This is a genomic window from Halorubrum aquaticum (assembly GCF_900113615.1).
In the GTDB taxonomy this organism is placed as follows: domain Archaea; phylum Halobacteriota; class Halobacteria; order Halobacteriales; family Haloferacaceae; genus Halorubrum; species Halorubrum aquaticum.
Genome location: NZ_FOPZ01000011.1, coordinates 44,751 through 70,125, shown reverse-complemented (window position 1 = coordinate 70,125; position 25,375 = coordinate 44,751). Strand labels below are relative to the sequence as shown.

At 70.0% G+C, this 25,375-nt stretch carries 31 protein-coding genes; 21 read left to right on the top strand and 10 right to left on the bottom strand.

The genetic code is table 11. The features are described from left to right. Window positions 1-207 precede the first annotated feature (207 nt). Genes F3H10_RS10385 through F3H10_RS10340 form a run of 10 tightly spaced genes read left to right on the top strand, consistent with a single transcriptional unit; the run spans window position 208 to window position 10,191 of the window. A complete protein-coding gene (locus tag F3H10_RS10385) occupies window positions 208-1,425 on the top strand; it encodes a monovalent cation/H+ antiporter subunit E (RefSeq protein ID WP_223174295.1) in 1,218 nt (405 codons plus the stop codon). Further along, window positions 1,422-1,727: a cation:proton antiporter gene (locus F3H10_RS10380; protein WP_149784695.1), complete on the top strand. Its 306-nt coding sequence runs from the start codon at window positions 1,422-1,424 to the stop codon at window positions 1,725-1,727. The genes F3H10_RS10385 and F3H10_RS10380 overlap by 4 nt, the downstream gene beginning before the upstream one ends. Continuing rightward, entirely contained in the window at window positions 1,727-2,053 is a 327-nt protein-coding gene (gene mnhG / locus F3H10_RS10375; RefSeq protein WP_149784720.1) for a monovalent cation/H(+) antiporter subunit G, read from the top strand. The genes F3H10_RS10380 and mnhG overlap by 1 nt, the downstream gene beginning before the upstream one ends. Then, the gene (locus F3H10_RS10370) at window positions 2,050-2,619 is read left to right on the top strand and encodes a DUF4040 domain-containing protein (RefSeq protein WP_149784694.1); all 570 of its coding nucleotides are present in this window, start codon (window positions 2,050-2,052) and stop codon (window positions 2,617-2,619) included. The genes mnhG and F3H10_RS10370 overlap by 4 nt, the downstream gene beginning before the upstream one ends. After that, window positions 2,616-3,311, top strand: coding sequence for an MnhB domain-containing protein (locus tag F3H10_RS10365; RefSeq protein ID WP_223174294.1), 696 nt, complete (start codon window positions 2,616-2,618; stop codon window positions 3,309-3,311). The genes F3H10_RS10370 and F3H10_RS10365 overlap by 4 nt, the downstream gene beginning before the upstream one ends. Further along, a complete protein-coding gene (locus F3H10_RS10360) occupies window positions 3,308-3,817 on the top strand; it encodes a cation:proton antiporter subunit C (RefSeq protein WP_149784693.1) in 510 nt (169 codons plus the stop codon). Before F3H10_RS10365 ends, F3H10_RS10360 begins: the two co-directional genes overlap by 4 nt. Next, complete coding sequence (locus tag F3H10_RS10355) at window positions 3,810-5,396, top strand: proton-conducting transporter transmembrane domain-containing protein (protein WP_149784692.1); 1,587 nt, start codon at window positions 3,810-3,812, stop codon at window positions 5,394-5,396. The genes F3H10_RS10360 and F3H10_RS10355 overlap by 8 nt, the downstream gene beginning before the upstream one ends. Beyond that, window positions 5,393-7,531, top strand: coding sequence for a cation:proton antiporter (locus tag F3H10_RS10350; RefSeq protein WP_149784691.1), 2,139 nt, complete (start codon window positions 5,393-5,395; stop codon window positions 7,529-7,531). The genes F3H10_RS10355 and F3H10_RS10350 overlap by 4 nt, the downstream gene beginning before the upstream one ends. Further along, complete coding sequence (locus tag F3H10_RS10345; protein ID WP_149784690.1) at window positions 7,528-9,306, top strand: Na(+)/H(+) antiporter subunit D; 1,779 nt, start codon at window positions 7,528-7,530, stop codon at window positions 9,304-9,306. Before F3H10_RS10350 ends, F3H10_RS10345 begins: the two co-directional genes overlap by 4 nt. 9 nt (window positions 9,307-9,315) lie before the next feature. Beyond that, window positions 9,316-10,191, top strand: a complete 876-nt coding sequence (locus F3H10_RS10340; protein ID WP_149784689.1) for a phosphorylase family protein — start codon at window positions 9,316-9,318, stop codon at window positions 10,189-10,191. 48 nt (window positions 10,192-10,239) lie between these two features. On the opposite strand, the gene F3H10_RS10335 is transcribed toward F3H10_RS10340, so the two are convergent. Together F3H10_RS10335 and F3H10_RS10330 are read right to left on the bottom strand one after the other, a co-directional pair. Beyond that, window positions 10,240-10,593 (bottom strand): helix-turn-helix transcriptional regulator, encoded by a 354-nt coding sequence (locus F3H10_RS10335; RefSeq protein WP_149784688.1) that lies wholly within the window; start codon window positions 10,591-10,593, stop codon window positions 10,240-10,242. Between the two features lie 25 nt (window positions 10,594-10,618). After that, complete coding sequence (locus F3H10_RS10330; RefSeq protein ID WP_149784687.1) at window positions 10,619-11,392, bottom strand: NRDE family protein; 774 nt, start codon at window positions 11,390-11,392, stop codon at window positions 10,619-10,621. Window positions 11,393-11,520: 128 nt separating this feature from the next. Between F3H10_RS10330 and F3H10_RS10325 the strand changes: the two genes are divergently transcribed. The 6 genes from F3H10_RS10325 (at window position 11,521) to F3H10_RS10300 (ending at window position 15,739) form a co-directional block, all read left to right on the top strand. Continuing rightward, window positions 11,521-12,591 (top strand): glucose 1-dehydrogenase, encoded by a 1,071-nt coding sequence (locus F3H10_RS10325; protein ID WP_149784686.1) that lies wholly within the window; start codon window positions 11,521-11,523, stop codon window positions 12,589-12,591. Beyond that, on the top strand, window positions 12,578-13,210 hold the full coding sequence (gene gfcR, locus F3H10_RS10320; RefSeq protein WP_149784685.1) for a transcriptional regulator GfcR: 633 nt from the start codon (window positions 12,578-12,580) through the stop codon (window positions 13,208-13,210). Before F3H10_RS10325 ends, gfcR begins: the two co-directional genes overlap by 14 nt. 43 nt (window positions 13,211-13,253) lie before the next feature. Next, window positions 13,254-13,598: a glutaredoxin family protein gene (locus F3H10_RS10315; RefSeq protein ID WP_149784684.1), complete on the top strand. Its 345-nt coding sequence runs from the start codon at window positions 13,254-13,256 to the stop codon at window positions 13,596-13,598. 150 nt (window positions 13,599-13,748) lie between these two features. Next, window positions 13,749-14,318, top strand: a complete 570-nt coding sequence (locus F3H10_RS10310) for a DUF7110 family protein (protein ID WP_149784683.1) — start codon at window positions 13,749-13,751, stop codon at window positions 14,316-14,318. Window positions 14,319-14,451: 133 nt separating this feature from the next. Then, window positions 14,452-15,168, top strand: a complete 717-nt coding sequence (locus F3H10_RS10305) for a diphthine--ammonia ligase (protein WP_149784682.1) — start codon at window positions 14,452-14,454, stop codon at window positions 15,166-15,168. A gap of 103 nt (window positions 15,169-15,271) precedes the next feature. Further along, a complete protein-coding gene (locus F3H10_RS10300; RefSeq protein ID WP_149784681.1) occupies window positions 15,272-15,739 on the top strand; it encodes a hypothetical protein in 468 nt (155 codons plus the stop codon). Between the two features lie 40 nt (window positions 15,740-15,779). On the opposite strand, the gene F3H10_RS10295 is transcribed toward F3H10_RS10300, so the two are convergent. Beyond that, a complete protein-coding gene (locus F3H10_RS10295; RefSeq protein WP_149784680.1) occupies window positions 15,780-17,033 on the bottom strand; it encodes a Glu/Leu/Phe/Val family dehydrogenase in 1,254 nt (417 codons plus the stop codon). Between the two features lie 66 nt (window positions 17,034-17,099). Next, window positions 17,100-17,981 (bottom strand): HpcH/HpaI aldolase/citrate lyase family protein, encoded by an 882-nt coding sequence (locus tag F3H10_RS10290; protein ID WP_149784679.1) that lies wholly within the window; start codon window positions 17,979-17,981, stop codon window positions 17,100-17,102. Between the two features lie 142 nt (window positions 17,982-18,123). On the opposite strand from F3H10_RS10290, the gene F3H10_RS10285 reads away from it, so the two are divergent. Beyond that, window positions 18,124-18,681: a MaoC family dehydratase gene (locus tag F3H10_RS10285; protein ID WP_149784719.1), complete on the top strand. Its 558-nt coding sequence runs from the start codon at window positions 18,124-18,126 to the stop codon at window positions 18,679-18,681. Here F3H10_RS10285 and cyaB read toward each other — a convergent pair. After that, complete coding sequence (gene cyaB / locus F3H10_RS10280; protein ID WP_149784678.1) at window positions 18,678-19,253, bottom strand: class IV adenylate cyclase; 576 nt, start codon at window positions 19,251-19,253, stop codon at window positions 18,678-18,680. The genes F3H10_RS10285 and cyaB overlap by 4 nt on opposite strands. Before the next feature lie 90 nt (window positions 19,254-19,343). Between cyaB and F3H10_RS10275 the strand changes: the two genes are divergently transcribed. Further along, complete coding sequence (locus F3H10_RS10275; RefSeq protein ID WP_149784677.1) at window positions 19,344-20,303, top strand: FKBP-type peptidyl-prolyl cis-trans isomerase; 960 nt, start codon at window positions 19,344-19,346, stop codon at window positions 20,301-20,303. Window positions 20,304-20,406: 103 nt separating this feature from the next. Then, a complete protein-coding gene (locus F3H10_RS10270; protein WP_149784676.1) occupies window positions 20,407-20,664 on the top strand; it encodes a hypothetical protein in 258 nt (85 codons plus the stop codon). Window positions 20,665-20,703: 39 nt separating this feature from the next. Here the strand turns inward: F3H10_RS10270 and F3H10_RS10265 are convergent, their stop codons facing one another. The 3 genes from F3H10_RS10265 to F3H10_RS10255 form a co-directional block, all read right to left on the bottom strand. Next, on the bottom strand, window positions 20,704-21,330 hold the full coding sequence (locus tag F3H10_RS10265) for an RAD55 family ATPase (RefSeq protein WP_149784675.1): 627 nt from the start codon (window positions 21,328-21,330) through the stop codon (window positions 20,704-20,706). An 83-nt stretch (window positions 21,331-21,413) separates the two neighbouring features. Next, window positions 21,414-22,127, bottom strand: coding sequence for a MinD/ParA family ATP-binding protein (locus F3H10_RS10260; protein WP_149784674.1), 714 nt, complete (start codon window positions 22,125-22,127; stop codon window positions 21,414-21,416). Window positions 22,128-22,188: 61 nt separating this feature from the next. After that, window positions 22,189-22,563, bottom strand: a complete 375-nt coding sequence (locus F3H10_RS10255) for a YlbF family regulator (protein ID WP_149784673.1) — start codon at window positions 22,561-22,563, stop codon at window positions 22,189-22,191. Window positions 22,564-22,677: 114 nt separating this feature from the next. On the opposite strand from F3H10_RS10255, the gene F3H10_RS10250 reads away from it, so the two are divergent. Beyond that, window positions 22,678-23,493, top strand: coding sequence for an endonuclease III domain-containing protein (locus tag F3H10_RS10250; RefSeq protein WP_149784672.1), 816 nt, complete (start codon window positions 22,678-22,680; stop codon window positions 23,491-23,493). Window positions 23,494-23,590: 97 nt separating this feature from the next. After that, window positions 23,591-24,172, top strand: coding sequence for a transporter (locus F3H10_RS10245; protein ID WP_149784671.1), 582 nt, complete (start codon window positions 23,591-23,593; stop codon window positions 24,170-24,172). 39 nt (window positions 24,173-24,211) lie between these two features. On the opposite strand, the gene F3H10_RS10240 is transcribed toward F3H10_RS10245, so the two are convergent. Both F3H10_RS10240 and F3H10_RS10235 read right to left on the bottom strand, forming a co-directional pair. After that, window positions 24,212-24,664, bottom strand: coding sequence for an RNA-binding domain-containing protein (locus tag F3H10_RS10240; protein WP_149784670.1), 453 nt, complete (start codon window positions 24,662-24,664; stop codon window positions 24,212-24,214). Next, entirely contained in the window at window positions 24,661-25,269 is a 609-nt protein-coding gene (locus tag F3H10_RS10235) for an AAA family ATPase (protein WP_149784669.1), read from the bottom strand. Before F3H10_RS10235 ends, F3H10_RS10240 begins: the two co-directional genes overlap by 4 nt. Window positions 25,270-25,375: the final 106 nt, after the last annotated feature.

Here is a 25,375-nt window from a genome sequence, read left to right as displayed (position 1 = left end):
CGAGCGGGGAACCGCCGGACCGTGACGAACGAGGAAGTTCCGGACCGCGACGAGTGACGGTTCCCGGAGACGAACGGATCGACCGACGCGACGGCGGGGCGATCCGACCGGGATACAAACTGTTTTGGGGCGGTAGGGCCACGCGTCGGGTAGACATACCCATGTGTAGCCAGACGGCCATCCCCGACGCCGAGGGAGGTGAATCCGGTGGTTGACGCCCCGAAGCGCGGTTCGGTCGTCGTGCCCGTCGAATCGACGCCGACGCTGCGCGCGACGGTCACACACCTCGTCGAATCCGCCGCCGGCGGGGAGTTCTCGTCGATCCACTTCGTCGTCTTCGCCACGTGGCGACGCGACGACCCGGACACGGCCGACCGGGAGGCGGCCGTCGACCGGCTGCTCGAGCGCGTCGCCACGTGGGCCGAGGCCGACCTCGCGGACGTCGACGACGTCGAAGTCGGCGACGTGGAGGTCGTCACCGCGATCGTCGGCGACGACGAGTACCTCTTCGGCGCGGACGACTACGTCCGCGAACTGGCGGCGTACGCCGACGAGCACGACGCAGAGACGGTCGTGTTGGATCCGGAGTACACGCCGGTCGGCAACACGACGCTGCTCCAGCCGCTCGAGTTCGCGCTCTCGAGCACCGACCTCGCCGTCCGGGAGGCCCCCGTCACCCGGCCGACCCGCCGCGAGCGGCTCCGCAAGGAGGCGACCGGGATCCGCTTCGCCGCGACGTTCGCGCTGTCGCTCGCGTTCTACCTCGCGCTCGGCGACCCGCTCTACTGGTTCGACCTCGCGAGCGGCGTCGCGAGCGCGGCGGTCGTCGCGATCACGCTCTCGCGGATCAGCCTCGACGCCGACCCGTCGCTCTCGCGGACGCCGATCCGACTGCTTCGCGGGGCGGTGTACGTCCCCGCGCTGCTGTACGAGATCCTCAAATCGAACGTCGTCGTGGCGCGGGTGATCCTCGACCCTCGGATGCCGATCGACCCGACGCTGAACCGGGTCCGCGTGATCGTCGGCAGCGGGCTCCCGATCACGACGCTCGCGAACTCGATCACGCTCACGCCCGGGACGCTGACGGTCCGGGCGCGCGACGGGAACCTCTACGTCCACTCGCTCATCCCGTGGGCCCGCGACGGCCTCTTCGACGGCTCGCTGGAGCGCTGGACCCGGTTCGTCTTCTACGGCCGGGAGGCGGCCCGGCTGCCGACCCCACGCGAGCGCGACGACGTCGGGATCTTCCAGGGACCGGACGCCACGGAGGAGTACCCCGGAACGCGGGCCGACGGCGGCTCGATCCCCGAGGAGTCGACGCGGGAAGACTCCCCTGACGCCCCGGCCGCCGACGGTCCGGTCGCCGACGCGGCCGCGTCGAACGCGCCCGCCGCCGACGGAGACGAGGAGGTGACGGCCGAATGAGCGTCGTCGACGCGTCCCTCGCCGGCGGCTACGCCGTGGGTGACTTCCTGCTCGTCGTGGCCGCCGGCTTCGTCGTCCTCGCGATCGGGATGCTCTACCGGGCGGTGAAGGGACCGACGATGCAGGACCGCGTGCTCGCGGTCAACGTGCTCGGGACCAACACCGTCGTCATCCTCGCGATCCTCGGGGCGGCGCTCTCGGAGCCGACGTTCCTCGACATCGCGTTGGTGTACGCGCTGTTGAACTTCCTGATGGCGATCGCCATCTCGAAGTTCACCGTCGAGCGGGGTGGTGTGTTGTGATCGACGCGCTCGGACCCGCTCGCCTCGCGCTGATCGTCGTCTTCAGCCTGCTCGGCCTCTTTTTCACCTTCGTCTCGATGACCGGCGTGATCCGGCTCCCGGACGTCTACTCGCGGGCACACACCGCCTCGCAGGCGGACACGCTGGGTGCCGGCTTCACGCTCGCGGCGGTCGCGCTCGCGGCCGGCTGGGAGGGTACGGGATTCAAGGCCGTGCTCCTGGTGTTCTTCATCTTCGTGACGAACCCGACGGCGGCCCACGCCATCGCGCGGGCGGCCTTCGAGGAGGGGACCGTGCCGTGGACCGAGGGGGACGAGCGCCGATGACGGGAACGATCACCCCCGTCGTCGCCGAGGTCACGGCGATAGAGGCGAGCCTCTTCGTCTTCGTCGTGCTCACGGCGCTCGCCACGGCGTTCGCGCGAGACGTGCTCGCCGCGGTCATCGTCTTCGGGGCGTACAGTCTCGGGATGGCCGCGCTGTACACGTTCTACCGCGCGCCCGACGTGGCGATGACGGAGGCGGCGATCTCCGCGGGCGTGACGACGGTCCTCCTGTTGTTGACGCTCGCGAAGACGACCCGGATCGACCACGAGGCCGCCTTCGAGGCGGTGAACTACCCGGCGGCCGGGGCGGCCGGCCTGCTGTTCGTCGGGCTCGCGATCACCATGGTCGACGTTCCGGCGGTCGGCTCGCCGGACGCGCCGGTCTGGAGCAACCCCGACGTCACCCAGTGGTATCTCGCCGAGACGTACGCCGTGACCGGCGTCGAGAACACCGTGATGGCGGTGTTGGCGGCGTTCCGCGGGTTCGACACCTTCGGCGAGGCGGTCGTCGTCTTCGCGGCCGGGATCGCCGCCCTCATCGTCCTCCGACGGGAGGTGTTCGCATGAGCGACGCTTCGGACGCCGACGCCGGCGGGCGTGACGCTGACGCCGACGCCGACACCGGCGCGCTCGCCGACGCCGGATCCGCGGAGCCGGTCGAACCACCTCGGCGGAGCGGGCGGCTCGACTCGGAGACGAGACAGGGAACGCCGTACACGGAGAGCCAGGTGATCATGTCGACGGTGAAGGTCGTCTCGCCGTTCGCGTTCACCTACGGGCTGTTCGTCACGTTCCACGGCGGCGGCTCGCCCGGCGGCGGCTTCCAGGGCGGCGCGATCATGGCGGCGGTCGTGTTCATGATCGCCTTCGCCTTCGGCATCGAGGCGACCCGTCAGTGGCTCGCCAACACGGTCGTCGTCGCGCTCGCGGTCGGCGGAACCCTCGCGTTCGCCGCGATCGGGCTGATCCCGGTCGCGCTCGGCGGCGCGTTCCTCCAGTACGACCTGTTGCCGCTGCCGATCCTCGACCCCGTGAAGTACGGGATGGAGGCCGTGGAGATCGTCGGCATCGCCGCCATCGTGAGCGGCGTGCTCATGGGGCTGTTCTTCGTGCTCGCCCGCGGCTTCAACGGCGAGGACTCCGGACCGTCCATCGGCGACCGGGACTCCTTCACCGACGAGGACGAGCCGGACGAGCCGGACGACGCTGAGTCGCCGGAGCCCGCCGACGGCGTCGCAACCGACGGGGGTGAGAGATGACGGCGCTCCCGGCCGGGTCCGCCGCGCACGCCGCGTTCGACGTGCTCGCCGGGTCGCCGGTCGCCGCCGGCACGGCGCTCGACGTGCTCGGAACCCGTCACGCGTACGTGACGTTCGCGCTGCTGCTCTGTATCGGACTCTACATGATGATCGCCAACCCAAACCTCGTGAAGAAGGTCATCGGACTCAACCTGTTCCAGACCGCGATATTCCTGCTTTTCATCGCCTCGGCGTACGTCGAGGGCGGCGCGATCCCGATCGTCTACTCGGGCGGTGAGGGTCCCTACGTCAGCCCGCTCCCGCACGTGATCGTGCTCACCGCCATCGTCGTCGGCGTGAGCCTCACCGCGGTGGCGCTCGCGCTTTGCATCCGGATCTACGACGAGTACGGCACGCTCCGAGTCGACACGCTCCGGGAGCTGTTACGCGAGGAGGGGTCGCTGCCCGCGGGTCCGGGGCTCCCCGGCGGGGAGTCGAGCGGCGAGGGAGGTGACGGCGATGACTGACGTGTTGTTGCCGCTCTCGATCGCCGTTCCCATCGTGGCGGCGACGCTGCCGCTCGCGCTGGGGCTGCGGTACGAGGACGTCGGCTGGCCGGTGGCGGCGGTCACGACGCTCGGACTGGTCGGCTCGGCGGCCGCGGTGGCACTCGAGGTGTACACGGCCGGGCCGTTCGACCACGAACTGGGCGGCTACGCGCCGCCGATCGGGATCGAGCTCGTCGCGGACGAGCTGTCGGCGGCGGTGTTCCTCCTCGTCACGCTCGTCTCGGCGGCCACGCTCGTCCTCTCTCGGGCGATCGGTCCGCGCGGGAACGCCTTCCACAGCGCCTACCTGCTCCTGACCGGCGGGCTGGTCGGCGTCTCGCTCACGGGCGACCTGTTCAACCTGTTCGTCTTCCTCGAGATCGTCGGACTCACGACGTACGCGCTCATCGCGGCCGACCGGTCGGGCGCGAGCGCGTACGCCTCGCTGAAGTACCTCGTCGTCGGGACCGTCGGCGCGTCGCTGTACCTCGTCGGGGTCGGCTACGTCTTCCTCGCGACGGGGACGCTGAACATGGCCGACGTGAGCGTCCAGATAGTCGAACAGGCGGGATACACCGACCCGCTGATCCGGGCCGGCTACGCCTTCATCGTCGTCGGGTTCGCGTTGAAGATCGCGCTCTTCCCGGTCCACTCCTGGCAGCCGGACGCCTACCAGCGCGCGCCGGACTCGGTGACGACGCTCGTCGCCGCGCTCGTGTCGACCGCCAGCGCGTACGCGCTGATCCGGGTGACCTACTCGGTGTTCACCGTCGACTTCCTCGCGGCCAACGACGCGATCACGACGGGGGTCCTCCTCGTCGCCGGCGTCTCGATCCTCGCGGGGTCGGGACTCGCAGTCATGCAGTCCGACCTCAAACGGATGTTCGCGTACTCCTCGGTCGCGCAGTTCGGGATGGTCGCCGCCGCGGTCGGGATCGCCGACGAGACCGCGTTACTGGGAGGGGTCGTCCACCTCGTCGGCCACGGCCTGATGAAGTTCGGGCTCTTCTGCGGGCTCGCGCTTCTGGCCGCGGGGTACGGCGCGCGCCGCGTCGAGGACCTCGCGAGCCTCGCGCGGGACGCCCCGTTCGCCTCGGGCGCGCTCGCCGTCCTCGGCCTCTCGCTCGTCGGCATTCCGCCGTCGGTCGGGTTCCTCGGCAAGTGGTACGTCTCGCTCGGCGCGGTCCGGTCGGCCGGCGCGACCGGCGGCGTCGTCGGCATCGCGCTCGCGGCCGTGATCCTCGCCAGCACCCTGTTCACGCTGGCGTACGTCGCCCGCGTGATAGAACAGCTGTACTTCGCGGGCGTCGACCGCGGGGACGCGGAACGCGGCGTCGCCGATCACGGCGATGCCGGCGGTCACGCCGACGGGCCGGCCCGTGACGCGGGCGACGCCGTCGCCGACGGCGGCAGCGGTGACGCCACCGCTCCCGGGACCGTCCCGACCGCCCCGCTCGTCGTCCTCGTCGCCGCGGCGCTCGTCGTCGTCGGACTCGGCTTCGCGGGGGCCGGGTTCGAGTCGCTTCTCGACCCGTACCTCTCGGAGGTGTTCGCATGACCGAAGCCATCGTTCAGGACCCACGTCCACTGCTCGCCGTCCTCGTCTCGCTCGTCGCGGCCGTGCTCGTCGTCGCGTCGTACCGCTCGCCGAACGTCCGCGAGGGGTGGACGATCCTCGCGGCGGTCGCGAAGTTCGCTATCGTCGCCTCGATGCTCCCCCGCGTGCTCGAGGGGACCGTCTTCGAGTGGACGGTGGTCGAGATCCTCCCGGACATCGCGTTCGTGCTCCGTGCCGACGCGCTCGGGATGCTGTTCGCCTTCCTCGCGTCCGGCCTCTGGATCGTCACCTCGTTCTACAGCATCGGCTACATGCGCGGGCTCGACGAGGCCAACCAGACCCGCTACTTCGCCGCCTTCGCCGTGTCGCTGTCGGCGACGATGGGGATCGCGTTCGCGGGCAACCTCGTGACGATCTTCGTCTTCTACGAGCTGTTGTCGATCGCGACGTACCCGCTCGTCGCCCACGACGAGACGCCGGAGGCACGCTCGGCCGGCCGGAAGTACCTCGCGTACACGATGTTCGGCGGCGGCGTGCTCGTGCTCGCGGGCACCGTCATGGTGTACTGGCTGACGGGGACCGTCGCGTTCACGGCGGGCGGCATCGAGGAACTGGCGAGCGCCGACCCCGGGTTGGCGATGCTCGCGTTCTTCCTGCTCGCCGTCGGCTTCGGCGTGAAAGCCGGGATCATGCCGCTCCACCAGTGGCTCCCCGAGGCGATGGTCGCGCCGACGCCCGTCTCCGGGCTGCTCCACGCGGTCGCGGTCGTCAAGTCCGGCGCGTTCGGCGTCTCGCGGGTCGTCCTCGACGTGTTCGGCCCGGAGCTCGTCTTCGACCTCTCGTTGCCGTTCGGCTTCTCGGCGGGGCTCGTCCTCTCGACGATCGGCGCGATCACGCTGACGGCGGCCTCGCTCATCGCCCTCCGGAAGGACCACCTGAAACAGCGGCTCGCCTACTCGACGGTGAGCCAGCTCAGCTACATCGTCCTCGGGCTCGGCCTCTTCGGCTGGTACGGGCTCGTGGGCGCACTCCTCCACATCCCGGCGCACGCGTTCATGAAGCTCACCCTGTTCTTCTGTGCCGGGAACCTCCACGTCTCGACGCACACCGACTACATCTCCGAGATGGCGGGGATCGGCAAGCGGATGCCGCTGACGATGGGGGCGTTCACGGTCGCCTCGCTCGGCATGGCGGGGATACCGTTACTGGCTGGGTTCGTGAGCAAGTACTACATGCTGATCGGCGGGATCCGGATGGGCGCCGAGTTGACGCCGGTCGCCTACTACCTCGTCGGCGCGCTGTTGCTCTCGGGCGTGCTCAACGTCGCGTACTTCTGGCCGGTGATCTACACCGCCTTCTTCGAGGCGGAGGACGACCACGACGCGAAGCCGCTCGTCGACTTCCCGATGGGCGGGGAGCGGCGGTCGACGCTGGCGGCGACCGACGGGGGCCGCGCAGGTGACGACGCGGCGACCGATGGGGGCCGCACAGGTGACGATGAAGTCGACGAATCCGACGACGATGAGCCCGACGTCGAGGACGTCGTCGAGAGCGCGGAGGTCGGATCCGATGCCGACGCCGACGGCGCGGACGCCGAGGACACCGACCCGGAGATCCCGGAGGACTCCGACATCCCCGACGCGGAGACGGACGACCTCCCGACCGACGAGGAGGGCGTCGTTCGGCCGGACTTCGACACGAGCGATCGGGACTTCTCCGAGCCGGCAGAGCGCGTCGACACCGGGGACTACGCGGTCGACGCGAGCCCCTCCGACGCCGACGTACCGTTCGGCGTGGGTCGCGGCGGGGCGGGCTCGACCGGATCGTCGGACGTCGAGAGCGACGATGACGGCGAGGGCGACATCGACGACGACGGAACCGTTTCGGACCACGATGCCCGTCACGCCGACCACGACGACGCCCACCACGGCGGCCCGCCGCCGGGCGGCTGGGAGCATCTGCGCGGGCTCGCCGCCCTCCGGGGCCGCGAGTCCACGTGGTTCACCCTCGCGCCGATCCTCACGGCGATGAGCCTCGCCGTGTTGCTCGGCGTGATCCCCTACGAGATGGGCTTCCTGGAGCTGATCGAGCTCATCGTCGACACGCGGCTCCCCGAGGAGGTGGCTCGTCCATGACCGTCCCGACGGCCGCGTTGACCGCGGTCCCGCCGTACCTCGTCGTCGCCGTCGCGTCGCTTCTCGTGCTCGCGCTCCCGCGCGCGGTCGGCCACGGCCTCGCCGCGCTGGCGACCGCGTTCGTCTTCGCGCAGGCGGTCCTGCTCGGCGACGGCGGGACGGGCGCGCACCTCGCGACGCGGTTCCTCGGCTTCGACGTGGTCTTCTTCAACGTGGACCCGTTCTCGCTGCTGATGGGCGTCGTCGTCGGGTTCCTCGCGACGGCGGCCGTCCTCTACGCGTACGGGTCGGACGCGCCGAAGTGGGTCACGTCGCTCGCGCTGATCTACGTCGCCACCACGGTCGGGACGATCTACGCCGGCGACTGGCTCACCCTGATCTTCTTCTGGGAGCTGATGGCGGTCACCTCGACGCTTCTCGTCTGGCAGTACGGCGGCGCGGCGGTGCGGGCCGGCTACCGCTACGCGCTCTTCCACGGCACGGGCGGGACGATACTCCTCGCGGCGGTCGTCGTCCACTTCGCGAACGCCGGGTCGTTCCTGTTCTCCGCGACGACCGGGATCCACCCGGCCGCGACCGTTCTGGCCGCGATCGGGATCGGGATCAACTGTGGGTTCGTCTTCCTCCACTCCTGGCTGCCCGACACCTACCCGCGCCCGCACGTCGCGGCGTCGGTGTTCCTCTCGGTGTTCACGACCAAGACCGCGGTGTACGTGATGTACCGGGCGTTCCCCGAGGGCGGCATGTGGCTCGCGTACCTCGGCGGCTTCATGGCCGTCTACGGGGCCTTCTTCGCGCTGTTACAGTACGACCCGCGCCGGCTGCTGTCGTATCACATCCAGGCGCAGGTCGGGTACATGCTCGCGGGACTCGGGCTCGCGACCGCCGTCGGCGAGTTCGCCGTGGTCGGCGGCTTCGCGCACCTGTTCAACAACGTGCTGTACAAGAGCCTGCTGTTCATGGCGGTCGGCGTGGTGATCTACCGGACCGGTCTCGAGGACATCCGGGAGATGGGCGGGCTCTGGCGGGTGATGCCCGTCACGTTCCTCGTGTACGTCGTCGGCGCGGCCTCCATCACCGCCGTCCCCGGATTCAACGGCTTCATCTCGAAGGGGATGGTGCTCGACTCCGCCCACGAGATCCACGAGTACGTGTTGCTGTTGGACAGCGGGCTGCTCTGGTGGCTGCTCGTCCTCGGCGGCGTCGGGACGTTCATGTCGTTCATCAAGCTCGGCTACTACGTGTTCTTCCACGGGTCCGCGTCGATCTCGCCCGACGACGCCACGCCCTTCCAGACGGCGGGAATGGCGTTGGCCGCGGGCGCGTGTGTCTTCCTCGGCGTCTTCTACGGCCAGCTGATCGAGTTGATGCCCTTTACCGAGGTCATCCGCGGCGAGGAGGTCTACTTCCACCCCTACAGCACGAGCCACCTGACGGAGAGCGCCGCGCTGCTGGTCGCGGGCTTCGTCGGCTTCTTCGCGCTGAAGCGGCCGCTGGGCTGGCTCGCCCACCACATGCGCGACGTCGACGCGGTGTTGTTCCCGGCCGCCTTCTACGCCGGCCGGTGGTCGGTGTGGGGCGTCACCGAGTCGTGGGCCGCCGTCGACCGCGCGACGATGCGAGTCGTCGGGGGCGCGAAGTGGGTCGCGATGAACCCGCGGCAGCTGCTCGCGAACGCCGGCGTCGACGCCGAGATCCGGGCGGGGATCGGCCGGAGCGTGCTGTTCCTGACGCTCACGGCGGCCGTGGCCCTCTTCGCGCTGCTGTTGGGGTGATCGCCCCGGATGCCGGTGGAGTTGGACGCGCTCGTGTTGCCGGCGTTCGAGGACCTCGATCCGCTGCCGTCGGCGGGCGAGGTCGGCCCGTGGCGTGACGCCTACGACCTGACGGAGCGGACCGACGTCCCGGGAGTCGCCGCCCCGCTGCGTCGCGACGGGGCCGGGCTCGGCGTCGTCCCCACGGGGATCGGCAAGACCGCGGCCGCGACGACGACCGCCGCGCTCTGTGCCGACGACGCCGTCGATCTCTCCGACGCGCTCGTCCTCTCGGTCGGGATCGCGGGAGCGCCGCCCGACCTCCCGATCGGGTCCGTGGTGATCGCCGACGAGATCGTCGACTGGGACGACAAGTGCCGGTTCGATCCCGACGACGGACCTGCCGGAGCCGACGCGGATGCCGGAGACGACGCGGACGCCGAGGACGTGCCGATCGCGCCCGACCCCTACACGGAGGGCCGGGGCGTCGTCGACCTCGAGCCCGACCTCGTCTCGGACGCGGTCGAGTCGGCGGCCGGCGTCGATCTCGCGAGCGTCGAGGAGGCGCCGGAACCGGCCGTGACCGTCGGAACCAACGTCTGTGCGGACGAGCTGTGGCACGGACGGACGGTCGCAGACCACGTGTCGTGGCTCCTCGAGGCGCTCGACCGGGGACCGTACCGCGCGACCGAGATGGAGGACGCCGGGACGGCCGCCGCGCTCCGGCGGTTCGGGCTCGCGGACCGATACCTCAGCGTTCGGGGGATCTCGAACCACGACCGGCCGGAGCCGGGCGAGTCCTCGCGCGAGTCGTTCGAGACGTCGCTCACCGAGGCGGGACTCGAGACCGGGCTCGCGAACGCGGTACGCGTCGCGCGGGCCGTCGTCGACGACCGACGGGCGTGAGGCGGGGGAGAAGAGAACGGAACGGTCGGGAGAAACGGGACGACCGGTTCAGTACTCCTCGTACGCGAGGTTCATCAGCCACTGCGAGAACGCGTCGGACTGCGGATCGATCTCCTCCTCGCCGATGAACGGCGAGAGCATGTCGCCGGCCATCAGAAGCGAGAAGTCGAGGTCCCGCGGGGCCGGCTCGAGGTAGTAGGTGTTGTGACCGTCGTACACCGTGTTCTCGCGCTGGATGAGCCCCGACTCCTCCAAGGCCTCCGCGATGCGGCTTCCCTTTCGCGAGGAGACGTCGAGCTCCTTCCAGAAGTCGCTCTGGTGGATCCCGCCGGTCTCGCGGATGAGCTCGAGGCCGGCGCGCTCGTCCGCCGACAGCTCGGACTCGAGTTCGGACACGCTCATACCCACACAGGCGCCGGCGAGTCGCTTAAAACTGGCTTTCCGTCCGGAAGTCCGCCGGAACTCCGATCGACTCCACCGGCGTCTCGCAAGGGGGACCGTCCGCGAACGCCACCGCCGGGACCGACCCGGTCCGGATCCGGGTGAACGAACGCGTCCCGTAGCCGTCGCCGTGGAGACACGCGCCGTACGCGTGGTCGGCGAGGACCTCGCTCGCGCGGTCGAGCCACGCCTCGCCGGATCCTCCCGGCTCCGGGACGAGCGCGCCCGCGATCCGGCGGGCGCTCTCCGCGCGTTCCCCGCCGAACTCCGCGCGTCGGTCGGGTATCGCGAACCGGGCCTCGCCGTTGACCACGCCGCCGACGTTGCCGACGACGTGGACGCCCGGGTCGAGGCGAGTGACGGCCAGCGACCCGTCGTACGAGAGCATGAAGGCCGCCGCGTCGCCGGCGAGCACGAGGTTGAACCCGTCGTAGTCGCGGTCGGCGACCTCCCGCTCGACCGCGCGCACGGCCGCCTCGGCGGACGGCTCCCGGAGACAGTCCTCGACGAGCAGGCCGCGTGAGCGCTCCCCTTTTCGATCACGCTCGAGCCACCGGTTCGTGACGGCGACGACGACGCCGGCGTCGTTCACGCCGATCCAGGTCCCGCCGGCCTCGGCGTCGCGCGGCGCGAGGAACCGCCGCTCCGCTCCGCGGACGGTCGGCGGCTCGGAGGCGCGTTCGAGCGACTCGTCACGGTTGGCGGCCAGCGCGACCGGTACGTCCGGGAAGGCTCGCCAGGCGAGCGTGAGCGTACACACGGCTTCGAGTGGGGGCGGGCGAATCAAAAAGTCGCCGCCCCGGGGACGACCGACCGGGGCGACCGGCGCCGATCAGGTTTACTCGCGATAAAAGAAATCTTTTGGTGACTGGGGCTCTCGACTCCAGTATGAAGGCGATCGCCGTGTACGAGGACGGAACCGAGCCGGTCGTGATCGAGAAACCGCGTCCGGAGCCGGAGGCGGGCGAGGCGCTGGTCCGCACGCTCCGGGTCGGCGTCGACGGGACCGACCACGAGGTCATCGCGGGGGGCCACGGCGGCCGACCGGACGGCGAGGACCACATGGTCCTCGGACACGAGGCGGTCGGCGTCGTCGAGGACCCGAACGACACGCCCTTCGAGGTCGGCGACGTGGTCGTCCCGACGGTCCGCCGGCCGCCCAATGGCGCGAACGAGTACTTCGCCCGCGGCGAGCCGGACATGGCTCCCGACGGCGAGTACCACGAGCGGGGGATCGTTGGCGCACACGGCTTCATGGCCGAGTACTTCACGAGTCCCGCGGAGTTCCTCGTCGAGATCCCGCCCGAACTCGCCGAGTGGGGGTTCCTCGTCGAGCCCGCCTCGATCACGGAGAAGGCGGTCGAACACGCCTTCGCGAGCCGGTCGGCGTTCCACTGGGAGCCCGACTCGGCGCTCGTGTTGGGGAACGGGTCGCTTGGGCTGCTCACCGTCGCGATGCTCGACGCCGACCTCGAGCGTGTCTACTGTCTCGGTCGGCGCGAGCGACCCGATCCGACGATCGACGTCATCGAGTCGCTCGGCGCGACCTACGTGAACTCGAACGACACGCCCGTCCCCGCGATCCCGGACGCACACGAGCCGGTGGACTTCGTCTACGAGGCGACCGGCTACGCTCCCCACGCCTTCGAGAGCATCGAGGCGCTCGCGCCCAACGGCGTCGCGGCGCTGCTCGGCGTGCCCGGCGACTGGGAGTTCGAGATCGAGGGAGGACGGCTCCACCGGGAGCTCGTCTTACACAACAAGGCGCTGGTCGGCAGCGTCAACTCCGGGTACGAACACTTCGAGTCGGCCGTCGAGTCGCTCTCGGGGCTCTCGGAGGCGTTCTTCGCCGATCTGGTCACCGGCGTCTACCCGCTCTCGGAGTTCGAGGCCGCCTTCGTGGATGACGACACGACTATTAAAACGGCGGTCGAATTCGCCGCGTATGAAGAACGTTGACGACCTGATCGACAGCGCGGCCGAGCTCGCCGAACGCGGCCTCTCGAAGGGCGAGATCGCCGACGAGCTGAACGTCTCCCGCGAGACGGCGAGCTGGCTCGTCGAGCGCGCCGGCGGCAACGACGCGAGCGCGACGGAGCCCGACGGCGACACGACCGCCGACATCCACGTAGACTGGTCGGCGCTCGGCCGCGACTCCACGCGGCTCACCTACGCCGCGAAGGCGATGGCGGACCTCCTCGCGAAGGAGGGCGAGTCGGTCGACCTCACGGTCGGCATCGAGAAGGCGGGCGCGCCGCTCGCGACCGCGGTCGCCCGCGAGCTCGACACGGACCTCGGGACGTACGCCCCGGCGAAACACCAGTGGGAGGAGGGCGACATCGCCGACCACGGCGGCGGCTTCTCCCGGAACTTCGCCGCGATCCGCGACCGCGACTGCTACGTCGTCGACGACATCATCACCTCGGGGACCACGATGCGCGAGTCCATCGACGCGATCCGCGAGCACGGCGGCGAGCCGGTCGCGTGCGTCGTGCTCGTCGACAAGGTCGGCTACGACGACATCGACGGCATCCCCGTCTACTCGCTCGTCGACGTCGTCAGCGTCGACCGCGAGTGAGTCGGCCGGAACCCCTTTGACTCGTCGTCGCCTATCGGGGCCCATGACGTTCCAGCCCGAAAGCGACATGGACCCGGACGCGGTGCGCGAGCGGGTCGACGAGGCGATCGCCGAAAACGACGTGGTTCTGTTCATGAAGGGGAACCGCCTGATGCCGCAGTGCGGCTACTCACAGCGAGCCATCGAGCTGATCGGCGGGCACGTCGAGGAGTTCGAGACGGTCGACGTGCTGCCCGCGCTCCCGGCCTACCGCGAGGCGCTCGCCGACCACAGCGGCTGGGAGACGATCCCCCAGACGTTCGTCGACGGGGAGTTCGTCGGCGGCAGCGACGTGCTTGCGGAGCTCGATGAGCGCGGCGAGCTGGCCGCCGAGCTCGGCGTCGAGTAGCCGCGCGTCCGGAACCGACCGCCCCCTCATTCTCCACGGCTTCTCCGAAGAGTAGCCCATATAAGCCTACGTCACCTAGGTGGGGTAGGTGCAGTCGTTTACCGCCCGCGTCGCGACGACCGGTCCGACCCACACCCACCCCAGTAAACAATGACAGGCCGCGTGTTCCGACTCCATTCGACGCTCGAACTGCCACTCGAAGACGTAGAGGCGTACTTCGACGAAGACCCCGAACTCCCCGCGGAGATCGACGACATCGACATCACGCGTCGAAACAACACACTCATCATCAAGGCCCTGTCCGACGACGAGAGCATCAGCAAGTACACGCCGACCGCCCAGCTGAAGGCGTCGGTCACGGAGACCCGGGTGTACGAGGAGGAGCCCCCGCGAGCGGGCGGCCCGCAGTGGATGGACGACGAGGAGGAGGAGATCCCCTCCGAACTCGTCGAGTTCGCGTGTTTCAAGGGCGACCGCGAGACCGTCCTCCAGAACACCGCGCTCCAGTACCCCATGTTCCTCGTGCTTCGCGAGCTCGCCACCCGCGCCGAGAAGGGGACGCTCACGGCCATCACGGAGGCCGACGGCGACCTCGAGGCGACCCGGATCGTCGAGGGCGAGTCGCGCCCGGCGAGCATCGAGGTGGTCGAGAGCCCGCAGGGTGCCGGCGACGGCGACGGCGGCGTGAACTGGCGCGACAACGAGTTCATCTCCGATTAAACGGGAACGACGCGAGCGAGACGACACGGCGGCGCGTTTTTCGTTCGAACGCCGGACGAACGGACCGTATTCTTTCCACCGAGTGCGTCCGCCTTTCCTCGACGTTTTAAGCATCGACCGCCCTATCGACGGTATGACGGACGACTGGGTGAGTCTCTTCTCGGGCGGAAAGGACTCCTCGTGGGCGCTGTACCGAGCGATTCAGGAGGGGCTGAACGTCTCTCGACTCCTCACCGTTCACCCCGCCGGCGACTCCTACATGTATCACACGCCGGCGACGCGTCTGGCCGAACTCGCCGCCGAGAGCGTCGGGATCGACCTGATCGAGGTCGAGCCGGACGACTTCGGGGCCGACGACGTCGACGACGCGGCCGCCCAGGGTGACGCCGAGTTGGAGCCGATGGAGGCCGCGCTCCGGGAGTTGGCCGCGACGGACGGGACCGATCTGGCCGGCGTCACCGCCGGGGCCGTCGAGAGCGAGTTCCAGACGAGCCGGATCCGGGCGATGTGCGACCGGCTCGGGATCGACCTCTTCGCGCCGCTTTGGGGCGAGGACCCCGTGGCCCTCGCGGAGGCGATGTTCGAGGCGGGCTTAGAGATCCGGATCGTTCAGGTGGCCGCGTACGGGCTCGACGAGTCGTGGCTCGGGCGGCGCTACGACGCCGACGCCCTCGACGAGCTTCTCGACCTCCGGGCGGAGTACGGCGTCCACCCGCTCGGCGAGGGCGGGGAGTTCGAGACGTACGTGGTCGACGGCCCCCACATGGACCGCCGGATCGACCTCTCGTACGAGACGGTCTGGGAGGGCGACCGCGGCCACCTCGAGGTGACGGACGCGACGCTCGTCTAGACGTCCGTCCGCCGATCGGATCGGCCGAACCGGAGAACGACCGGTGGCCGTTCGTCGCCCGCAGGTGTGTCATTTTTTACCACGTGGCTCCTTCGTCGGTGACATGGACTTCGACCGGTACCGCGAGGGGGTCGTTGCGAACCGACGAAAACACGGATTCGACGTCGTCGACGGGGGGATCGACGGGTTCGATCGGGTCTGGAGTACACGCGAGGAGGACCCGACGGTCGGACACGTCTCCGTTTTCGCCACGCTCGTGGACGCGACCGACGCCGACGCCCCCGGCGTCGCCGCCGCCGCGGATCGGTTTCGGGAGTTCCTCGCCGACCTGAGCGACGGAACGAGTTCGGCCACGCCGATCGGGTACGTCGCGTTCGTGGTCGACTCCGCCGACGACGACCTCGTCTCGGCTGCCACCTCCTACACCGTCGCCGAGCGCCGGACGAACGTGTTCCCGCTGGTGTACGACCTCGAGAGCGGGACGCTCCACACGCACCCGGTCCCGCGGCTCAAGGGACGGGGGATCTACCGGAGACAACGCGAGGACGCCGAACGGCTCTTCGACGTGTGAGGCTCGGAGAGGGGGCGGGTCGAGACGCGACTCCGTCCGGTCAGGGCCAGTTGCCGCCCTGTTCGTAGGCGTTCACGACCCGGCGAAGCGCGACGACGTACGCGGCGGTCCTGAGGTTCGGGAGGTCCTCGTCCTCGTAGGCCTCGACGATCCCGTCGAACGCCTCGGTGATGATGCGCTCGAGCTCCTCGTTGACGCGCGATTCGGTCCAGTGGAACCGCTGGCGGTTCTGGACCCACTCGAAGTACGACACGGTGACCCCGCCCGCGTTCGCGAACACGTCGGGGACCACCCAGACACCGCGCTCCGTGAGCACGTCGTCCGCCCCCGGCGTCAGCGGGCCGTTCGCCGCCTCGACGACCACGTCCGCCTCGAGGTCCGCCGCGAGGTCGGCGTCGACCGCGTTCTCGAGGGCGGCGGGTACGAGGAGGTCGACATCGAGCGTCAACAGCTCCTCGTTCGTGATCGACTCGGCGTCGCCGTATCCCGAGACCGCTCCCGTCTCGGTCTTGTGCTCCTTGACGTCGCGGGAGTCGAGTCCCTCGGGGTCGTGGATCCCGCCGCTCGAGTCCGAGACGGCGACGACGTCCGCGCCGAGGTCCTCGATGAGGGCGGCCGCGACCGATCCGGCGTTGCCGTACCCCTGGACGGCGACGGTCGCGTTCTCGATGTCGCGATCGAGCCAGCCGAAGGTCTCTCGGGCCGCGAGCATCGTCGACCGACCGGTGGCCTCGACGCGACCCTCGCTCCCGCCCGAATCGAGCGCCTTGCCCGTGATCACGCCGGGAGCGGTCGTGTTCTCGAGCGTCTCATAGGTGTCCTTGATCCAGTTCATCTCCCGCTGGCCGGTGTTCACGTCGGGCGCCGGAACGTCCCGGTCCTCCCCGATGAGCGGCCGGAGCTCGGTCGCGAAGCTCCGGGTGATCCGCTCCAGCTCGTCGGTCGAGTAGTCGGCCGGGTCGATGGCGATCCCGCCCTTCCCCCCGCCGTACGGAACGTCCACGACGGCGCACTTGTACACCATCCAGCCGGAGAGCGCCTTCACCTCGTCGCGGGTGACGCCGGGATGGTATCGAATGCCGCCCTTGTAGGGGCCGCGGTCCCCGTTGAACTGCGAGCGATACGCGCGAACGGTCTCCAGCGAGCCGTCGTCGCGCTCGAACGTCAGGTTCGTCTCCAACACCCGTTCCGGGTTCTTCAGTCGGGTGAGAACCCCGTCTTCGGCGTCGAGGTACGCCGCCGCGTCGTCGATCTGCTCTTTCAGGCTCTCGTAGGGGTTCGCCTCGTCGCTCATACGGGAACGTCCCCAGCCCGTGAGTTAACGGTGACGACCGCGGTCGAAATCGCGTCAGAGAACGGGTCAGCGTTCGCCGTCGTCGTCACGGAGTCCGGCTGTCTCGGCGCGCTCGAGCACGCGCTCCGCCTGCGCAACGAGCGGCGCGTCGATCATCTCGCCGTCGACCGCGAAGACGCCCCGGCCCTCCCGCTCCGCGGCGTCCCGGGCGTCGAGCACCCGCTCGGCCCACTCGACCTCGTCCGCTCCCGGCGTGAACGTCTCGTTGATCGGGTCGACCTGACTCGGGTGGATCGCCAGTTTGCCGTCGTAGCCGAACGTGGCCGCGAGCTCGGCCTCCTCGCGGAGGCCCGCCTCGTCGGTGAAGTCGGTGTGAAGGGTGTCGATCGCGTCGACGCCCGCCGCGCTGGCCGCGAGGACGACGTGCTCGCGGGCGTAGAGCACCTCGGTCCCCTCCGCGGTCCGGGTCGCGCCGAGGTCGGCGGCGAGGTCCTCCGCGCCGAAAACGAGCGCCGTCGTCGCCGTCGCGTCCGCGATCTCCCGGGCGGCGAGGACGCCCCCGGCGGTCTCGACGACCGCGAACACGACCGGATCGAGTCCGCGGTCGGCCAGGAGCTCGTCGGCTCGATCGACCGAGGCGGCCGCCTCGACCTTCGGGAGCATGACGGCGTCGAGCCGGAGGTCACCCTCCGTTTCGGACCCGTCGTCGACGAGCGCGTCGAGATCCGCCTCGGGCTCGTTCGCGGTCAGGCGCACGCACACCTCCGCGTCGGGATCGAAGGCGGGATCGGAGAGGACCGACCGCACCGCCTCGCGGGCTCGGTCCGTTCGGGCCGGCACGACCGCGTCCTCCAGGTCGAAACACAGCACGTCCGCGTTCGTTTCGGCGCCCTTTCGCATCAGTTCCGGGCGGTCGCCCGGCGAGAACAGGAGGCTCCGTCGAGGCATGTTCACGGCTCCTCGGGGCCGGGTCATAAATCGGTCGCGGGCCGTCGGACGAAGGTCGGTCGTCGCGGTCGTCGCGGCCGGCGTGATCGTCGCGGTCGTCGCGGTCGACAGCGATATGTGGACGCCCGTGGAGGGGTCCGGCATGACGGGACGCTACTACGAGGAGTTCGAGGTCGGCGAGACGATCGAACACCGACGACGACGGACGGTGAGCGAGGCCGACAACCAGCGCTTCTGTGACATGACGATGAACGGGCAGCCGCTCCACCTCGACGCGGCGTTCGCGGCCGACACGCGGTTCGGAGAACGGCTCGTCAACGGGCTCTACACCATGTCGCTCGCGGTCGGAATCTCGATCCCCGAGACGACCGACGGGACGATCGTCGCCAACCTCTCGTACGACGACGTCGAACACCCGAACCCCGTCTTTCACGGCGACACGATCCGGGCGCAGTCGACGGTGACCGAGAAACGCGAGACGAGCGACGGCGAACGCGGGATCGTCACCATGCGCGTCGAGGCCTTCAAAGTCGGAGACGGGGACGCCGACGGTGAGCCCGAAGCCGACGACGAGAGCTACGGGGAGAGAGGTGACGACGGGAGCGACGACGACGTCCTCGTCTGCTCGTTCGAGCGGACCGCCCTCTCGCTGAAGCGGCCCGAAGGGGAAGACGCCGGGGACGGCGGGTCCGGACCCTAGTCGTCCGCGAGCAACAACCCGAGGTACGACGTGCGGACCTGGTCTCCCGCGCGGAGCCCGATCGTCGCCAGCGTCTCGACCGCGGCCTCCCGGGTCGGACCGATGGCGTCCTCGGCTTCGACCTCCCGCTCGATCTCCACGAACTCGCCGACGCGGTCGACGGCGTCGAGCGCGACGGTGAACCCGTTCAGCCGCCAGTACTCGCGTCGCTTCTCGACGGTCGCGGCCGGCTCGAACCCGAGGCCGTCGAGGATCCTCGAGATCGCCTCGCCGTCGTCCACGCCCGTCTCGTGTTCCGCGCGGGTCTTCGAGTCGTCGTCCAGGAGCGGACCCTTGTAGGTGAGCCGGACCGACTCCGCATCGGTTGACGCTCCGTGGTCCGTTTCCTCCCCGCGGAGCACGGTCTCCCGTCGGACCCGGAGTGCCTCGTCGGTCTCGGCGAACTCGCGGTGGGGCGCGTCGTAGTAGACGTCGCGCTGTCGACGGGTCTCGGCGGGTTCGGCGTCGGCCTCGCGGAGCCGATCCCGGACGGCCTCGAGGTCCGCCGGGACCTTGATCTCGACCTCGTACATACGTCCGCGTCGGCGGCGGCGGTCAAAAGGGCGACGGGACGTTCCGGCCCGAACCGTGCGCCTTAAGAGTGTAACGGGTGATGTTCCGCTATGAGCGATCAGGAGCAGGCGGACGCGGCCGAGAGCGCCGAAGAGGCCGACGCCGAATCGGACGCCGAACCGGAGACCGAGGACGCCGGACTCGCCGACGGCGACTTCGTTCGACTCGCCTACACCATCCGGACGGCCGACGACGGCGACGTGATCGACACGACCGACGAGGAGGTCGCCGAGGAGGCCGAGATCGACACCGAGGAGTACGAGTTCGAGCCCCGGATCGTCGCGCTCGGTGCCGGCCACGTCTTCCCGTCCGTCGAGGAGGAGCTGATCGGGAAGTCGGTCGGCGATAAAGGTACGGTCGACGTCCCCGCCGAGGACGCCTTCGGCGAGTACGACCCCGACGAGGTCGAGACGGTCAAGGCCGACAAGATCCCCGAGGACAGCCGCTACCCCGGCGCGCAGGTCCAGATCGACAACCGGCAGGGCCACCTCGAGACGATCATCGGCGGCCGCGCCCGCGTCGACTTCAACCACCCGCTGGCCGGCGAGGACCTCGAGTACGAGTACGAGGTGCTCGAGGCCATCGAGGACCGCGAGGAGAAGGCGTCCGGCATGCTGGGAATGTACCTCCAGGACGCCCCCGAGGTCCGGATCGAGACCGTGACCGAGGAGGAGGAGACCGTCACCGAGGACGACGACGGCGAGGAAGTCGTCGAGACCGAGGAGGTCGAGAAGGACGTCCTCTACGTCACGGCCACCCAGTCGATGCAGATGAACCAGCAGTGGATGTTCCAGAAACAGCAGATCGCCCAGGACCTCATGGGCCGACTCGACCTCGACCGCGTCGTCGTCGAGGAGGTCATCGAGGGCGGCGGCATGGGCGGCCTCGGCGGCATGATGGGCGGCATGGGCGGTGCCGGTGCCGGCGACATCGAGGAGGCCCTCGAAGACATCGACGTCGACGCCGACGAGATCGCGGACGAGCTGGACGACGAGCTCGACGAGGAGTAACCGCCCGTCGTCGCCGACGACCCGGATCGTCGGGCCGTCCACAGGATCTCGAGCGTTTCTGCCGAACCGATCCTTTTGGGTACGTCCGCGTCCAGGCCCGCGTATGGAAATCGAACGCGCACGCGAGGACGTCCTCGTCGCGGCCAGTGCGGGCATTTCGACCGTCGCCGTCGCCGTCCTCTCGAGCGTCGTCCCGGGCGTCTCGGTCGGGACGCTGCCGTCGCTCGCGCCGCTCGCCGTTTACCTCGCGTACCTCTTCACGCGCAAGGGAGGACCGTACGGGTCGATCGACGCGCCGCGGAACTGGGCGACCCTCGCGGTCGTCGTCGGGGTCGTCGTGCTCGCGGCCGGGACGATCTGAGCGGTTCGGCCGTCGCGAATCGGCGACCGGCGACGCCCGTCACGCGATGTCTCGACTGGTGTCGACGGAGACGGTGTCGGTGAGTTTGAGCTTGACCGGCTCCTCGAGGGCCGCCCCGCCGCGGAACTTCGGCACCGCGAGGCGGTTCTCGATCGCGGTCCCCGTGACCACGGTTCGGAGGTCGAAGACGACGTCCGCGACCTGCTCGGTGACGAGTCGGTTTCGGGACCGCTCGTCGCCGGTCTTGAGCGCGTGGAGTATCGCCGTCGCGTCCGTCTCGTCCGTCCGAGCGACCAGGTCCGTCAGCAGGGACCGGTATCGGAGCGGATCCGCGTCCTCGAGGGGTTCCGTGGGGTCGACGATCACCGTTCCGTCGTCCGGGATCGACGGGAGCCGTTCGCGCGCGTCCTCGATCGGGTCCTCGCCGTCGACGGTCTCGACGACCGGGTCGCCGGTCTCGACGGCCGACGCGGAGAGCCCGCTTTCGACCGCCTCGACCGACCGAACGGTCGTGAGATACAGCGTTTCCCGGACGCCCGCGAAGGTGTTCAAGAAGAGTTCGGACTGGCTGGCCGGGTCGGCTTTCAACGCCACCACGCTCCCGGCGGGGAGCCCGCCGTCGAGCTCCCTGTCCAGAACCGGGATCCCGGTCGGCAGCCGCTCCATGCGCGCAACTGACTCGCGTGGACGTTTGGCTCTGTCGATGGCGGTGACGCGACGGCGACCCGACCCTCCACCCCGTCGCCGCTTCATGCGATGCGCCACCGATCGGCGCCGTACGCCTCGACGAGCGCCGTCGCCGCCCCGTCGTACGCCGCCTCGACCGCCGCGTCCGCGAGCGGCACCGGCGAACTCGGCGGGACCCGGCCGAGCACCGGACAGCCGAACAGCTCCGAAACGGCGTCCGGAACCGACCGCGAGCGCGTGACGACGACGCCGAGCGGGGGACAGCCGAGCCGTCGAGCTATCGTTGCGGTCTTGACCGCGTCGCGAAGCGCGGGACGGTGGAGCGGCGTCACCAACACGCAGCGGTCGGCCGCGCGCAGCGGGGCCGCCACGTCCGGTGAGGCGCCCGCCGGACAGTCGAGGAGGAGCGGCGTGTCCTCGGCGACGACGTCGTCGAGGTCGCTGAAGACGGTCGCCGCGTCGTGTTCTCTCGGCCGCTTCGGCGCGTCGAGCACGACCGGTGCGGAGCGGTCGACGGGGACCGTCCGCTCCCCGCGGGCGACTCGCAGGACCGTCGATCGGGCTCTCGATCCGGTCGCTTCGGGGATCGCTTCGCGGGGCGTCGCCGGCGTCGCGACCGGCTCCCCGGTCTCGTCGGCCAGCTCCACGAGGTTCGGGAGGTCCCAGTCCGCGTCCGCGGCGACGACCGGTGCGCCGCGTCGGGAGAACGCCCGCGCGAGCCCCAGGGCCGTGGTCGTCTTTCCGCTTCCACCCTTTCCGCCGGCGACGGCTATCACGCGACGGGGTGGGTCGTCATCCGGAATAAAGGAACGGTCGGGAGGGGATCGAACTCCCGGGCTAGTCGTGACAGCAGCCGCCGGCCTCGCCGCCGAAGTCGACGGCGAGCGGCTCCGATATCGCCTCGTTGACCGCCTCGAGCCGGTCGGAGAGGTCGTCCTGTGCGTCGAGGAATTCGCTCATCGCGGGCATGGAGTGAAGCTCCTCCTGGGCGTTCTGGACGCGATGGAGGTCGGATTGGGTCGCGTCGCCGGTCTGGCGCGCCTGCATGAACTCGGCGCGGATCCGCTCGAACTCGTCGATCCGTTCCTGGACGTCCTGGTCGTGCTGGACCGCCTCGCGTGCCTCCTCGAAGCGCTCGTACTCCGGCGTCGCGGCGAGCCGCTCGCCGAGTTCGCGTCCGAGCTCCTCGATGGGGGCCTGTTCGACGCTCATGGTTCCCGTTACGAGCCGATCGGTTTCAACCTGCCGGAGGGGGGTTCCCGTGCCGGTTCGGCGACGGCCGTCACGGACACGACCCTTTTGACCGATCACGCCCAACGGACGGCCATGCCCGACGAGCCGGCGGAGAACATCAGTGGCGGTCCGGACGGCGGCGGCGAGACCGACGAGTTCGCGCCCGGCGACGGCGACTCCCGCGCCGAGGCGGTCGTCGACGAACTCGGCGAGCTGTACTGGCAGAAGGCGTACGGCGGTCGCGACGGTTTCGAGTGTCTCGTCAGAACGATCCTCTCACAGAACACCTCCGACAAGGCGAGCCAGCCCGCACACGAGTCGTTGATGGAGCGGTACGGCCCCGCCGACCGGCTGGCCGAGACGCTCGCGGACGCCGACCGCGACGAGCTCGCCGAGACGATCGCCTCCGCCGGACTCTACAACCGGAAGTCGAAGGTCATCGGGGAGGCGGCCGCGTGGGCCGTCGAGGAGTTCGATTCGACGGAGGCGTTCGACCGGTACGTCGCCGAGGGGGACCCGAGCGAGGTCCGCGAGACCCTGTTGTCCGTCGACGGAGTCGGTCCGAAGACGGCCGACTGCGTCCTGCTCTTCGCCGGCGGCCGCGGCGGCGTCTTCCCCGTCGACACCCACGTCCACCGGATCGCCCGGCGGATGGGGCTGGCTCCGCCCGACGCCGACCACGAGGCGGTCCGCGAGGCGATCGAGGCCGAGGTGCCGCCGGAGAAGTGCGGCTTCGGTCACACCGCGATGATCCAGTTCGGCCGGGAGTACTGCTCGGCGCGCAAGCCCGCGTGTCTGGACGGCCCGGAGGCCTGCCCGCTGTACGACCTGTGTGACCGGGTCGGCGTCGACGAGTTCGACGGGACCGTCGTCGACCCGGGCAAGGCTGCCGCAGCCGGCGACGACTGAGGTCCCGGTCGTGACGTGGAACCGGTCGATCGGGAGATAGGCGGGACGCCGCCGCCGACCCACCAAGCACTTACCACGTCCGCGACGACCGGCGGACATGTCGACCACTGACCGTTCGGACACGACGCGTGACCTCGCCGTCGGCGCGCTCGGCGGCGTCGCGGCGTACGTCCTCGGCTACCTGATCGTGTTCGTGACCCAGCGCGGACGGGTCGGCGAGTCGCTTCGCGGGATCAACTTCGTCGCCGACCTGATCGGCGGCGATCCGATCCCGCCGTGGAAGGCTGTGGGGTGGGTGTTCTACAACGCGCACGTCGTCGCCACGGAGGTACCGACCCCGCTCGGCGGGGTCCGGGTGGTGAACTTCATCGCCGAGTCGGACGCCGGTTCGCTCGCGGCGATGTACCTCGTCCCCCCCGTCCTCCTGCTCGTCGCCGGCGTCCTCGTCGGGCGGATCGCGGGCGTCACCGAACCGATCGAGGGCGTTCGGGCGGGCGGGTTCGTCGTCGCCGGCTACCTCCCGCTCGCGCTCGTGGGAGTCCTGGTCTTCGGCTACTCGATCGGTGACGGAGCCATCACGCCGATCCTCCCGACGGCCGGCCTACTGGCGGGGATCGTCTATCCCGCCGTCTTCGGTGCGGGCGGCGGCGCGGCCGCGTCGCTCCTCGCGGACGGGTAGCGGGAATCGAGAACGGGAAGCCGTGGCCTCGGCCGTGGGTCAGTACGCCTCGTCCTCGGGGTCGAACCGGTCGCCGTACTCCCGAACCGGGTCGACCGGTCGGCCCTCGTCGGTCTCGGGCGCGACGTAGTCGATGAACGACTCGACGTCCGGCTCGCGCACCCGAACCTCGACCTCGATGTCGCCGAGTTCGTCGGGGTCGCCGACGGCGAAGTTGACGACCCCCTCGAAGGCCGCCTGCTTCTTGAGCGCGAAGTCGAACCCCTCGTCCGTCGAGTTGCGCAGGAACACGCGGCGGGCGGTGTCGAGGATCTCCTGTTCGTGGAGCACGTCGGAGAAGGCGTCGAGGGTGTGCGTCTCCGCGACCAGCCGACCGTCCTCGTGGGCCGGCTCGGCGTCGGGGAACACGTTCCGGACCGCGTCGGCGACGCGGTCCGTCACCTCGGTGTCGTTGACCGGTGCGACGATCCGGACGTCGACGCTGTAGATCACGGACGACCTCCGTCAGACTCGGGGTCGGCGTCCGGAGCGGCCGGCGCAGCGGCGTCCCCGCCGACGGCGAGTACCTTCCGGACCCGCTCGCGGAACGCCTCGAGCGTCCCGGTGTTGTCGATCTCGACGTCGGCGTGATCGAGGGTCTCGCCCAGCCCGAGGGCGATCTCGCGCTCGTCGCGCTCGCGGAGCGCCTCGAGGTCGGAGTCGGAGTCGTCGCGGCCGCGCTCGCCGAGCCGCTCGGCGCGGAGTTCGAAGGGGGCGTGGATCGCCACGAGCGTGAAGCCGTCGCCGAAGGCCTCGCGGAAGCGCTCCAACTCGACGGTCGAGCGGAGGCCGTCGACGAGGACCGTGTCCGTCTCGCCCTCTTCGGCCGCCTCGCGGATCCGCGGGATCGTTCGGGCGGCGATGGCGTCGTCGCCCTCCTCCTCGCGGAGTACTCCGGCGATTCGCCCGTGGTGTTCGGCCGGGTCCAAGCCACGAGCGCGACACTCCTCGCGGATCACGTCGCCCATGACGACGACCGGGACGCCGGCCGCCTCGGCGACGTTCGCCGCCTCGCCCTTGCCGCTGCCGGGGAGGCCGACGGTACCGATGACGTTCATTACCGTGAGCTACCGGCGTCGCGGACTTAGGCTTGCTGTTGCGGGCTCGGCACCGGCGCGGCGACCCGAACCACGACGGTTTTTACCTGCCCGTACGGATAGTCGG